This window comes from Bradyrhizobium sp. PSBB068, assembly GCA_016839165.1.
Classification (GTDB): Bacteria; Pseudomonadota; Alphaproteobacteria; order Rhizobiales; family Xanthobacteraceae; genus Bradyrhizobium.
Window position 1 is genome coordinate 6978401 of the sequence record CP069300.1, and the last position, 12477, is coordinate 6990877.

General features: G+C 64.7%; 13 protein-coding genes. 8 read left to right on the plus strand and 5 right to left on the minus strand.

What is annotated here, in order from left to right; translation table 11 throughout:
• Positions 1–86: 86 nt before the first annotated feature.
• The 3 genes from JQ507_32310 to acnA form a co-directional block, all read right to left on the minus strand.
• Positions 87–458: a DUF2794 domain-containing protein gene (locus tag JQ507_32310; GenBank protein ID QRI69489.1), complete on the minus strand. Its 372-nt coding sequence runs from the start codon at positions 456–458 to the stop codon at positions 87–89.
• Positions 459–1086: 628 nt separating this feature from the next.
• Positions 1087–1848 carry a DUF1223 domain-containing protein gene (locus JQ507_32315; protein ID QRI69490.1) on the minus strand — a complete coding sequence of 254 codons (762 nt, stop codon included), beginning with the start codon at positions 1846–1848 and terminating at the stop codon, positions 1087–1089.
• A gap of 204 nt (positions 1849–2052) precedes the next feature.
• Complete coding sequence (gene acnA, locus JQ507_32320; protein ID QRI69491.1) at positions 2053–4773, minus strand: aconitate hydratase AcnA; 2721 nt, start codon at positions 4771–4773, stop codon at positions 2053–2055.
• Between the two features lie 242 nt (positions 4774–5015).
• Between acnA and ccmA the strand changes: the two genes are divergently transcribed.
• The 6 genes from ccmA (at position 5016) to JQ507_32350 (ending at position 8739) form a co-directional block, all read left to right on the plus strand.
• On the plus strand, positions 5016–5618 hold the full coding sequence (gene ccmA, locus JQ507_32325) for a heme ABC exporter ATP-binding protein CcmA (protein ID QRI69492.1): 603 nt from the start codon (positions 5016–5018) through the stop codon (positions 5616–5618).
• A gap of 268 nt (positions 5619–5886) precedes the next feature.
• On the plus strand, positions 5887–6555 hold the full coding sequence (gene ccmB, locus JQ507_32330) for a heme exporter protein CcmB (protein QRI69493.1): 669 nt from the start codon (positions 5887–5889) through the stop codon (positions 6553–6555).
• A 75-nt stretch (positions 6556–6630) separates the two neighbouring features.
• Positions 6631–7419 (plus strand): heme ABC transporter permease, encoded by a 789-nt coding sequence (locus tag JQ507_32335; protein ID QRI69494.1) that lies wholly within the window; start codon positions 6631–6633, stop codon positions 7417–7419.
• Between the two features lie 2 nt (positions 7420–7421).
• Positions 7422–7601: a heme exporter protein CcmD gene (gene ccmD / locus JQ507_32340; GenBank protein ID QRI69495.1), complete on the plus strand. Its 180-nt coding sequence runs from the start codon at positions 7422–7424 to the stop codon at positions 7599–7601.
• A complete protein-coding gene (locus JQ507_32345; GenBank protein ID QRI69496.1) occupies positions 7598–8191 on the plus strand; it encodes a DsbE family thiol:disulfide interchange protein in 594 nt (197 codons plus the stop codon). The genes ccmD and JQ507_32345 overlap by 4 nt, the downstream gene beginning before the upstream one ends.
• A 170-nt stretch (positions 8192–8361) precedes the next feature.
• The gene (locus JQ507_32350; protein QRI69497.1) at positions 8362–8739 is read left to right on the plus strand and encodes a helix-hairpin-helix domain-containing protein; all 378 of its coding nucleotides are present in this window, start codon (positions 8362–8364) and stop codon (positions 8737–8739) included.
• 148 nt (positions 8740–8887) lie between these two features.
• Here JQ507_32350 and JQ507_32355 read toward each other — a convergent pair whose 3' ends face one another.
• Positions 8888–9487 carry a septation protein A gene (locus tag JQ507_32355; GenBank protein QRI69498.1) on the minus strand — a complete coding sequence of 200 codons (600 nt, stop codon included), beginning with the start codon at positions 9485–9487 and terminating at the stop codon, positions 8888–8890.
• Between the two features lie 37 nt (positions 9488–9524).
• On the minus strand, positions 9525–10472 hold the full coding sequence (gene ftsY / locus JQ507_32360) for a signal recognition particle-docking protein FtsY (protein QRI69499.1): 948 nt from the start codon (positions 10470–10472) through the stop codon (positions 9525–9527).
• A gap of 49 nt (positions 10473–10521) precedes the next feature.
• Between ftsY and JQ507_32365 the strand changes: the two genes are divergently transcribed.
• Entirely contained in the window at positions 10522–11223 is a 702-nt protein-coding gene (locus JQ507_32365; GenBank protein ID QRI69500.1) for an RNA pseudouridine synthase, read from the plus strand.
• A 105-nt stretch (positions 11224–11328) separates the two neighbouring features.
• Positions 11329–12468 (plus strand): DUF2336 domain-containing protein, encoded by a 1140-nt coding sequence (locus JQ507_32370; GenBank protein QRI69501.1) that lies wholly within the window; start codon positions 11329–11331, stop codon positions 12466–12468.
• The last annotated feature ends 9 nt before the right edge of the window (positions 12469–12477 follow it).

Sequence of the window (12477 nt, forward strand, 5' to 3'; positions counted from 1 at the left end):
AACCGATCGATCCAAGCCCCGGCCTCACCGCCGGGGCTTTTGTTTTGCGCAACTGAAAACACGGCTGCGAAGCCGGCCGGCGCGGCTTACACCAGCGACAGCTTGCGATCGATGACGAGCAGCACCCGCTCGAGTTCGTGGCCACGGCGCAGGATCAGGCCGGTCGGCGAAATCACGCTGTACATGCCCTGCTTGCGCGCCAGCCGGGGATCCTTCTCGATCCGGTAGATCGGCATCTCGGACGCCCGCCGGAACACCGAGAACACGGCGCGGTCCTTCAGGAAGTCGATCGCATAATCGCGCCACTCGCCATCGGCGACCATGCGGCCGTAGAGATTGAGAATGCGGTTGAGTTCAAGTCGATTGAATGTCACGCGGTTGGCTTGGGGGATCGCTGCGGCGGGGCGCGCCGCGGCGCGACTCCCGCTCGGATCGGTGTCCTCCGAGATCAAACTCATCGAGCGCCTCCTTGTCATCCCGGTGACGATCGGGTTCCGAAGGCCGGTGCCCCCAACTTCGGGATCGTCACGAGAGTGACATGATTGCGCTAAGCGCCGGGGCCCGCAAGGGCCCATTCGCAACGCAACCAGGCCTTAACCACGGTCAGGCGCGACGGATTGTCCCGAAAACCGAAGAGTCACGGGAACGTTAGCAGAATCATATTGCTGCCCCACTTCCGCCCATCGCCTGCCCCGCTGCCCTGCAAAAAGATAATCCTGCGTTGGCCCGGTCCTTTCGGTTCCGGATTCCTCAGCCCCCAGCCCCCCGGGGCCGTCGGGATCGGGCCTGTTCGCAGGGGAGTTAATCCCAACACTGGGCCAACGAAAGTTGGTCCTTTTTGTTTTTGGGGACCTGCTCGACCGCACGCGATCGAGATGCGTGCGCAAGCCTTCAGCGCTCGCTCTTCAGCAAATCATCGGATGTATGTTGGTCGCCGCGCCAGCCTGCGCGCGGCCGCGCAGACGGCAACCCGCGCAGCAACGCGCTAAAGCGCGATGAGATTGGGTCGAATCGTCATCGCGCTTTAGCTCTTTGTTTGAGCATGATCTTCTCGGAAAACCGCTTCGCACTTTTCCGGATCATGCTCTAGTGAAGCGAGGTGAATGCGGCGCCGAGCATCGGTCCCGGCTTGTCGCGATTGCCGTCCTGGACGTACACCGCCGCGGCATCGACCCCATCGCGCGTGATGTTCTCCAGCGGCACCGTCCAGCTGCCGGACGAGCCGTTCCAATCGCCGACCTTCAGGAGATTGCGCACCACATTGTGGTAGGTGATCTCGTGGCCGCGGTTCTCGCCGCGCGCGATCGAGATCGGCACCGACTTCGAGATCGAGCAGATCCAGACTTCGCCGCGCGACACCGCGGGAGACTTCGATGCCGCGACCGACACGTTGATCTGCTTGCCGGTCAGCGTCATCGTCACCGGCACCGACATCACGGTGCCGCCCTTCTCGGTGCTCTTGATGGCGTCCTCGATGCTGGCGCGATCGCTGCCGATCACATGCGCGGAGCCGTTGACCACGGCCTGCGGCGTGTAGACGTCGCGATCGCCGCGCATGTGGGAATAGGCCTTCTGGCGCGCGCTGAAGCGCGAATCGGCCAGCGTGTCCTTCCAGCCGAGATAGTCCCAATAGTCGATCGGCATGCTCAGCGCGATGACGTTGGGGTCCTTCGCGAGATCACCGATGATCTTGTCCGCGGGCGGACAGGACGAGCATCCCTGCGAGGTGAAGAGTTCGACGACTGCACGCGGATCGGCGTGAGCGGGGCGTATGATCGCGACGATCGCGCAGATACCGAGCGCACCGGACCATCGCGAAATCGAATTATAGGCCATCATCGCTGTCATACTGCGAACCAGTCGTGATGATTTCCATCCGTAATTGTACGGAGCATGAAGTCTGTCCCTGAACTTGCGTGCCCCAAAACGCGAGAAAGCGGCCTTTTCATAGGCCGCCTTCTTTTTAGCCGCCACTCACTAAGCAGTGAGGCACGGATCACAATTCCGCGTTGGAGCACGGCCCAAATAGACCATGCTCCAACAAAAGGCCCTTTAGGCCGCGAGTTTGCGCAGCACGTAATGCAGGATGCCGCCGTTGCGATAGTAGTCGAGCTCATCCAGCGTATCGATGCGGCAGAGCAGCGGGACATCCCGCTTGCCGCCGTCGGCGGAGACGATCTCGGCGGTCAGCGTCTGGCGCGGCTTCAGATCGCCCTGCAGCCCACGGATCGTGACCTTCTCGTCACCCTTGAGGCCGAGCGAGGACCATGAGGTGCCGTCCTGGAAGGTGAGCGGAAGCACGCCCATGCCGACCAGGTTGGAGCGATGGATGCGCTCGAAGCTCTGGCAGATCACCGCGCGCACGCCGAGCAGGCGGGTGCCCTTGGCGGCCCAGTCGCGCGACGAGCCGTTGCCGTATTCGGCGCCGGCGAACACCACGAGCGGCACGCCTTCCGCCTGATACTTCATCGCGGCATCGTAGATCGACATCTGCTCGCCGTCGGGCCAGTGCTTGGTCAGACCGCCTTCCGGAATATTGCCGTCGGCGCCCTTCAGCATGAAGTTCTTGATGCGGATGTTGGCGAAGGTGCCGCGCATCATCACTTCATGGTTGCCGCGCCGCGTGCCGTACTGGTTGAAGTCGGCGGGACGCACCTGGTGCTCGCTGAGGAACTTGCCGGCGGGCGAGGTCAGCTTGATCGATCCGGCCGGCGAGATGTGGTCGGTGGTGATCTTGTCGCCGAACATCGCGAGGATGCGCGCGTCGACCACGTCGGTGACCGGGTCGGGCTGCTTCTTCATGCCTTCGAAATAGGGCGGATTCTGCACATAGGTCGAGCTCATGTTCCAGCGATAGGTCTCGCTTTCCGTGGTCTTGATCTTGCGCCAGTTGGTGTCGCCCTTGAACACGTCGGCGTACTTCTTCTTGAAGATCGTCGCGGTGACGTACTTCTTCACGAAGGCGTTGATCTCCTTGGCGGTCGGCCAGATATCCTTGAGGAACACCGGCTTGCCGTCCTTGCCGATGCCGAGCGGCTCGACCGCGAGATCCTTGGTCACGGTGCCGGCCAGCGCGTGCGCGACCACCAGCGGCGGCGAAGCGAGGTAGTTCGCCTGCACGTCGGGCGAGACGCGGCCTTCGAAGTTGCGGTTACCCGACAGCACGGCGGCGGCGACGATGCCGTTTTCGTTGATGGACTTGGAAATATCTTCCGGCAGCGGGCCGGAATTGCCGATGCAGGTGGTGCAGCCGAAGCCGACCAGGTTGAAGCCGACCTTGTCCAGATCGGCCTGCAGGCCGGAATTGGCGAGATACTCCGCGACCACCTGGCTGCCCGGTGCGAGCGAGGTCTTCACCCACGGCTTGGCCTTGAGGCCCTTGGCGGCCGCCTTGCGCGCCAGCAGGCCGGCGCCGATCAGCACGCTCGGGTTCGAGGTGTTGGTGCAGGAGGTGATCGCGGCGATCACGACGTCGCCATGGCCGAGATCGAAGTCGCGGCCCTCGACCGCGTAGCGCTTCTGCTCGCCCTCGGGCTTCTTGTATTCGCCGACCAGCGCGGTGGCGAAGCCGGTCGACACCGCCGGCAGCGCGATGCGGCCTTCGGGGCGCTTCGGTCCGGCCATCGACGGCACGACGTCGGCGAGGTCGAGCGTCAGCGTGGTGGTGAACACCGGGTCAGCGGACTTGGCGGTGCGGAACAGGCCCTGCGCCTTGGCATAGGCCTGCACCAGCTTGACGCGATCCGCCTTGCGGCCCGAGGTCTTCAGGTAATCGATGGTCGCGGCATCGACCGGGAAGAAGCCGCAGGTCGCACCGTATTCGGGCGCCATGTTGCCGATCGTCGCCTTGTCCGCGACCGACAGGAAATCGAGGCCCGGGCCGAAGAACTCGACGAACTTGCCGACCACGCCGAGCTTGCGCAGCATCTGGGTGACGGTCAGCACGAGGTCGGTCGCGGTGACGCCCTCCTTGAGCTGGCCCTTGAGCTTGAAGCCGACCACTTCCGGCAGCAGCATCGACAGCGGCTGGCCGAGCATGCAGGCTTCCGCCTCGATGCCGCCGACGCCCCAGCCGAGCACGGCAAGGCCGTTGACCATCGTGGTGTGCGAGTCGGTGCCGACCAGCGAGTCCGGATAGGCGACCTCGAAGGTGCCGGTCTTCCTGCCGACCGTCATCTTCTCCTTCTTGGTCCACACCGTCTGCGCGAGATATTCCAGATTGACCTGATGGCAGATGCCGGTGCCGGGCGGCACGACCGAGAAGTTCGAGAACGCCTTCTGGCCCCACTTCAGGAACTCGTAGCGCTCCTGGTTCTGCTTGTATTCCTCGGTGACGTTCTTCGCGAACGCCTTGTTGTCACCGAAGAAGTTGACGATGACCGAGTGGTCGATGACGAGATCGACCGGCACCAGCGGATTGATCTTCTCGGCATCGCCGCCGAGGTTCTGCATCGCGTTGCGCATCGCCGCGAGATCGACCACGGCCGGAACGCCGGTGAAATCCTGCATCAGAACGCGCGCCGGGCGGAACGCGATTTCGTGCTCGAGCTGGCGCTTCTTCAGCCACTTCGACACCGCAACGATGTCTTCCTTCTTGACGGTGCGGCCGTCCTCGTTGCGCAGCAGGTTCTCGAGCAGAACCTTCATCGAATACGGCAGCTTCGAAATACCCTTCAGTCCGTTCTTCTCTGCCAGGGGCAGGCTGTAATAGACGTAGGACTTGGCGCCGACCTTCATGGTCTTGCGGCATTTGAAGCTGTCGAGTGAGGTCATGCGAGGAATCCCAATTCTCAGTTATACCCGGCAAGGGTAACTAAACACCGGCGAACGACACTGGCCGAGGGATGGCCCGGAGGGTGGCTTGCGGCCGCCGATTGTGTGTGCTGCATCAAGTTCCGGGCTTATAGAACCTTTCTAGAAGCACCGCCACACCGACAAGTGTGCGACGGCGTTGCGCGACCCAAAAATTCTCACGCGGTAGCGAAAGATTTCAGAGGGCTGTGACAAGACGAACCATGCGGCTCTCGGGACGAAATCTGAAATGCGTGCGCGGCGGGCGCGAGGTGTTCTCCAACCTCGATTTGTCAGCCGCAGCAGGCGAGGCGCTTGCCGTCACCGGCCCCAACGGCGCGGGCAAGACCTCGCTGCTGCGCGTCCTCGCCGGGCTATTGGTTCCGGCCGAAGGGACGATCACGCTCGAGGGCGGCGACGCCGAGCTCAGCCTGCCCGAGCAGGCTCACTATCTCGGCCATCGCGACGCCTTGAAGCCGGCACTGAGCGTCATGGAAAATCTTTCCTTCTGGCGGGAATTCCTCGGCGGTGAGACCAAGGATGCCGGCGGGTGCCTGGCAGCCGTGGGGCTCGACCACGCCGCGCATCTGCCGGCGGCCTACCTCTCGGCAGGCCAGCGCCGCCGCCTCTCGATCGCTCGCCTGCTCTCGGCTCGCCGGCCGGTGTGGCTTCTCGACGAGCCGACATCGGCGCTCGATACGGCCGGACAGGCGTTGTTCGTCGCCCTGATGCGCGACCATCTCGCCAGCGGCGGCCTGATCGTCGCAGCGACCCATCTGCCGCTCGGCATCGACGCGCGCGATCTGCGGATGGGAGGGACGGCATGAGCAAACCCTCCCATCTCTCGTCGCAGCGCTCAGGTCTCTCCGTCCCCTCCCCCCTTGCGGGAGGGGGTCAGGGAGAGGGGTGCCACACGATGCGCTCTGTCCTTGGATTTCACCACGATGAGCGATCGAGATTGTCGGAGCAGCGATCGCGTCGACGATCTCGCCCGGGGCCACCCCTCTCCCCCGCCCTCCCCCGCAAGGGGGGAGGGAGCGCACCGATCGCGCAGAACGATATCGGCTCACGTAGCGATCACCGCGGAGGCACTGCATGAGCGCGCTGGCCGCATTGATCCGGCGCGACATCCGGATCGCGCTGCGTGTCGGCGGCGGGGCGCTGATCGGGGTGCTGTTCTTCCTCACCGTCACCGTGCTGATGCCGTTCGCGGTAGGTCCGGATCTCGCGCTGCTGTCGCGGCTCGGCCCCGCCATCCTCTGGCTCGGCGCGCTGCTGGCGAGCCTGCTCACGCTCGACCGGCTGTTCACGGCCGATCACGAGGACGGCTCGCTCGACCTCATCGTGATGAGCCGGACGCCGCTGGAACTGGCCTGCGCGGCCAAGGCGCTGGCGCACTGGATCGCCGCGGGCCTGCCGCTGATCATCGCCACCCCGGTGCTCGGCCTGCTGCTCAATCTCGACGGCACGGCGACACTTGCCGTTGCGGCGACCCTGCTGGCCGGAACGCCGGCGCTGACCTTCACCGGCATGATCGGCGCGGCATTGGCCGTGACGCTGCACCGCGGCGGACTGCTGCTGGCGGTGCTGGTGCTGCCGCTGTCGATCCCGGTGCTGATCTTCGGCGTCGCAGCCTCGCAGGCGGCGATATCGGGGCCGCTGCCGTTTGGAACACCGTTCTCGATCCTCTGCGCGCTGTCGCTTGCCAGCCTCGTGATCGGCCCGTTTGCGGCCGCTGCCAGCCTGCGGCACGGGCTGGATTGATATGAGCCAGATCAAATCTTTTCGAGAGGAATTGGGCCAATTGCCTGCGACACAGCGGACGACTATCAGGGTGCCATGAAGCTGACCGAGACGCTGACCGACCTCGCCAACCCGACCAGGTTTCTGGCGCTGACTGCGCGCATCCTGCCGTGGCTCGCAGGCGCGACCGCGATCCTGCTCGCGATCGGGCTCTACCAGTCGGCGGTGGCGCCCGATGACTACCAGCAGGGCGCCACCGTGAAGATCATGTTCATCCACGTACCGAACGCGTGGCTGTCGATGTTCGTCTGGGGCGTGATGAGCGTCGCCGCACTCGGCACGCTGGTGTGGCGGCATCCGCTCGCCGACGTCGCCGCGAAAGCCGCGGCGCCGATCGGCGCCGCCTTCACCTTCCTCGCGCTGGTCACCGGCTCGCTGTGGGGCCGGCCGATGTGGGGCACTTATTGGGAGTGGGATGCCCGCCTGACTTCGGTGCTGATCCTGTTCCTGATGTATCTCGGCCTGATCGCGCTGTGGCGGGCGGTGGAGGATCCCTCGCGCGCGGCGCGGGCGGCGGCGGTCCTGACCCTGGTCGGCGCGATCAACATTCCGATCATCAAGTTCTCGGTCGACTGGTGGAACACGCTGCATCAGCCGGCTTCCGTGCTGCGCATGGGCGGCTCGACGCTCGACAAGGCGTTCCTGTGGCCGCTCTTGGTGATGGCGATCGCGTTCTCGCTGCTCTTCATCACCCTGCACCTCGCGGCAATGCGCAACGAGATCCTGCGCCGGCGCGTGCGCAGCCTGCAGATGATGCAGGCCAGCCGCGTCACGTTCACGAACGAGGGTGCAGGCAGCGCGTCCAACGAAATCGGAGCGGCGTGACGATGTCGCTTGGTCCCTACGCCCCCTTCATCGTGACGTCCTATGCGCTGGTCGCCGCAGTCGTGCTGCTGCTGATCATCTGGATCATCACCGACTATCGCCGCCAGCAGGCACGCCTCAAGGAGATCGAGGCCAGCGGCGTCACGCGCCGCTCCGGCCGCCGCGCGGCAGACACAAGATGAGCGAGCAGGCGACCAGCAATCCGCCGCAAGCCCGCCGCCTGCTGGTGGTGCTGCCGCTCGTGATCTTCCTCGGCCTCGCCGGGCTGTTCCTGCTGCGGCTCTATGGCGGCGATCCCTCGAAAATTCCGTCGGCACTGATCGGCCGGCCGGCGCCGCAGACCGCTTTACCCGCGCTCGACGGCCTGGAGAAGGACGGCGCGCCCGTCCCCGGTCTCGATCCCGCCGCGTTCAAGGGCAAGGTCTCCATCGTCAACGTCTGGGCGTCCTGGTGCGTGCCCTGCCACGACGAGGCGCCGCTACTCACCGAGCTCGGCCGCGACAAACGCTTCCAGATCATCGGCATCAACTACAAGGACTCGCCGGAGAATGCGCGGCGCTTCCTCGGCCGCTACGGCAACCCGTTCGGCATCGTCGGCGTCGACGGCAACGGCCGCGCCTCGATCGAATGGGGTGTCTACGGCGTACCCGAAACCTTCCTGGTCGGGCGCGAGGGCACCATCGTCTACAAGCTGGTCGGACCGGTGACGCCTGAGAACGTCAACAGCGTGCTCAAGGTCGAGATCGAGAAGGCGCTGCACGCCGGACAGTAAGCGCACCGACATTCAGCGTTGCCGTGAACCGCTGCTGAACGGCGAGCGAAAATGCCTGCGGCAAAATACTTCGACACGTTTATCTGCGGTTCATTTCGCGGCCACGGCAACGCCACGAATGCACCCCCAACTCAGCAGCGTTGACATCAACGTTCCTCTGGAGGGGACATATGCGCAAGACCACACTCGCTTCACTTCTCGCCACCGCACTTACGCTCGGCATGCTGACGGCCACGCCGTCGATGGCCCAGGGCGTTCAGCCGGCTACGCCTGCCGCCAAATCGGAAGTCAGCAAGATGGCTCCCGCGCCGAAGGCCGTGACGCCCGACGCGAAGACGACGGGGATGGCGAAGGACGACCTGCTCGACGTCAACAGCGCCAGCGCCGACCAGCTCGACGCGCTGCCCGGTGTCGGCAAGGCCTACTCGGCCGCGATCATCAAGGGCCGTCCCTACAAGGGCAAGGATGAACTGGTGCAGAAGAACATCCTGCCGCAGGCGACCTACGACAAGATCAAGGACAAGATCATCGCCAAGCAGAAGAGCTGAGAAGCATGATCCGGAAAAGTGCGAAGCGGTTTTCCGAAAAGATCATGCTCAAACAAGAAACCAAAGCGCGATGACGATCCAACCCAATCTCATCGCGCTTTGAGGCCTCGGACGCAGCGCGGCGCAATCGCCCGCGCTGCGTTCCGATCTACTTCCGCAAATCGCCGGCGTCCGCCTCGCTGGTTTCCAGCGAGACCGGCTCAAGGTGATAGCGCTTGGTCAGCGGCATCTGCGCGATGGCGAAGATCATGGTCAGCGGCGTCACGCCGAACACCTTGAAGTTCACCCAGAAATCCGTGGTCTGGGTCCGCCAGACGATCTCGTTGAGGATGGCCATGCCGGCGAAGAACAGCGCCCAGCGCATGGTGAGGATGCGCCAGCCCTGCGGCGTCAGATTGAACATCTGGTCGAACATCACGGCGATGAAGGAACGGCCGAACAGCAGCCCGCCGCCGAGCACGGCCGCGAACAGGCCGTAGATGATGGTCGGCTTGACCTTGATGAAGGTCTCGTCGTGCAGCACCAGCGTCAGGGTGCCGAACACCAGGACGATCGCGCCGGTCACCAGCGCCATGATCGGTACGTGTTTCGTCACCACATAGGATGCGATCATCGCCGCCACGATCGCCACCATGAACGCAGCCGTGGCGACGAACAGGTGGTACTTGGCGTTCGCGACGAAGAACACGAGCAGCGGACCGAGCTCGGTCGCAAGCTTGAACAGCGGATGTGGCTGGGTCTTGTCCATTAACCCTCGGTGCTGGTTTGAGGCATGATTTTCGGGATCATGCCTCGATCCCGGCAATCGCCTTGGCAAAATCCTTCGCGGTGAAGGGCGCGAGGTCCTCAACGCCTTCGCCGACGCCGATGAAATGCACCGGCAGCTTGTGCTTCTCCGACAGCGCAACAAGGATGCCGCCGCGTGCGGTGCCGTCGAGCTTGGTCATCACGAGGCCGGTGACGCCTGCCGTACGATGAAACGCCTCGACCTGCGACAGCGCATTTTGTCCCACCGTGGCGTCGAGCACGAGCAGCACCGCGTGCGGTGCCGACGCATCGACCTTCTTGATGACGCGCACGACCTTTTCGAGCTCGTTCATCAGCTCGGACTTGTTCTGCAACCGGCCGGCGGTGTCGATCAGCAGCACGTCGCGCGTCTGCTCCTTGGCTGCGGTCAGCGCGCTGAAGGCGAGGCTTGCCGAATCCGAGCCTTGCGCGCCCGCAATGACCGGCGACTTGGTACGCTCGCCCCAGACCTTGAGCTGCTCGATCGCCGCGGCGCGGAAAGTGTCGCCGGCGGCCAGCATGACCTTGCGGCCCTCGGCCGAGAGTTTCGCCGCCAACTTGCCGATCGTCGTGGTCTTGCCGGAGCCGTTGACGCCGACGACCAGGATGACGAACGGCTGCTTCGAGCCATCGATCTCGAGCGGCTTCGCCACCGGCGCCAGCACCTTCTCGACCTCGGTCGCAACCACGCCCTTGACCTCGTCGGCGGAGATCGCCTTGTCGTAGCGGCCCTTGCCGACCGCCTCCGCAATGCGGACCGCGACATCGGTCCCGAGATCGGCGCGCAGCAGCACATCCTCGATATCGTCGAGCATGGCGGAATCGAGCTTGCGCTTGGTGACGAGGTCAGCGACCGCGGTCCCGATCGAACTCGAGGTCCGCTTCAGGCCGCCCTTCAGGCGCTGCCACCAGCTCTGTTTTGGAGTTCCTGCAGTGGTATCGTTCATGGCGCGGACGTGTTAGCCGTTTCGGCTCACAAACGAAAGTCTCGACGAATTGATCGATGTTCCCCAATTGACCGCGGAAGAAATCCTGGGCCGGGTGCTCCACCGCGACGGGTTGATGCTGGTGATCGACAAGCCGGCCGGCATGCCGGTGCATCGCGGCCCCAAGGGCGGCCCCAATCTGGAGGCCTCCTTCGACGCGTTGCGGTTCGGCCTGCCGCGGCCGCCGGTGCTGGCGCATCGGCTGGACAAGGACACCTCCGGCTGCCTCGTCCTGGGACGCCACCGCAAGGCGACCGCCTCGCTCGGGCTGCTGTTCAAGCACAGCAAGATCTCGAAGACCTACTGGACCGTGGTCGAGGGCGGCCCGGCCGAGGATGAAGGCACCATCGACATGCCACTCGGCCGGCTCAACGCCGAGCGCGGCTGGTGGCAGAAGCCGGATCCGGACGGGCAGAAGGCGATCACCAACTGGAAGGTGCTGGGGCGCGGCGAGGGCCTCGCCTGGCTGGCGATGGAGCCGGTCACCGGCCGCACCCATCAGCTGCGGGTGCACTCATCAGCGATGGGCTGGCCGATCGTCGGCGACAATATCTATGGCAATGGCCCCCGCTTCGGCGAGCCGACCCTGCATCTGCATTCCCGCGAGATCGGCATCCCGATTTCCCGCAACAAGGACCCGGTCCATGTGGTCGCGCCGGCGCCGGCGCATATGCACCAGCGGCTCAAGGCATGCGGCTGGAACGGAGAGTGATCTCCGTGGTTTTACGGACCGTTATCCTTTACGGAACTTTCAGCTCCATCCGGTAGTCCTGCAGGCGGCTTAGAAAAGCGCATCACGACGGGCTCAGGACGAGCAATGCTGACTGCCGAGCAGGCAATTGTCGACGAAGTCGAGGCGGCGATACGCGCCGGCTCCGCCGAAAAATGCATCGCCACCGCCAAACGCGTCACCGACCTCTTCCTCACCTCCGCCGGCAGCTTCAACAGTGAACAGGTCGAGCTGTTCGACAACGTGCTCGAACGGCTGGTCAAGACCATCGAGCTCCGGGCGCTTGCCGACATCAGCGCCCGGATGGCGCTTGCCGAGATCAGCGAGCAGCTCGCACCGGTGACCCAGGCACCGCCCGCGATCATTCGCCGTCTCGCTGGCAATGACGAGATCAGGATCGCGCGGCCGGTTCTGCAGGAGTCGTCGCGGCTCAGTGCGGACGATCTGATCGAGATCGCGCAGACCAAGAGCGAGCAGCATCTGCTCGCCGTCGCCGGTCGCTGGTGGCTGAAGGAAGTCGTCACCGACGCATTGCTGGCGCGTCGCTTTGCCAGTGTGAGCCATCGCCTGGTCAACAATCCCGGCGCCAAGGTATCGCCGGACGGATTTGCCGTCATCCTCGCGCAGGCCGAGCACGATCCGGTCCTCGCCGTCGAGACCGGCATCCGCGCCGATCTGCCGTCGGAGCTCCGGCTTCAGCTGCTGCGCCGCGCAACGGAGGAGGTTCGCAGCCGTTTGCTGGAACGCGCCCCGCCGTATCTGTTCGAGGAGATCCGGCACGCGATCGCCGCGGTCGCCGCCGGCGTCGAGCGCGACATGTCGCAGGTCCGCGATTTCACCGCAGCCAGGCGTCACATCGCAAGGCTGAAGGACAACGGCGACCTCAACGAGGCCGCTTTGCTCGGCTTCGCCAGGCAGCGAAGATATGAAGAGACCGTTGTTGCGCTAGCGGGCCTCGCACAGTCGAGCATCGAGGTGATCCGCTCCCTGATGCAGAGCCTGCGCAGCGAAGGCCTGCTGGTGCCGTGCCGCGCGGCCGGCCTGAGCTGGGAGACCACCGTCGCGGTGATGGAATGCCGCTATACGACCGGCTCGATGGGGCCGGTCGAGCTTGCCCATGCGAAGGGCCAGTTCATGAAAATGACCCGCGAAAACGCCGACCGCCTGCTGCGGTTCTGGCAGGTTCGCGCGTCGCAACCGGCAAGGCCCGGCGGACGCACGCACTGAGTGCGCTAC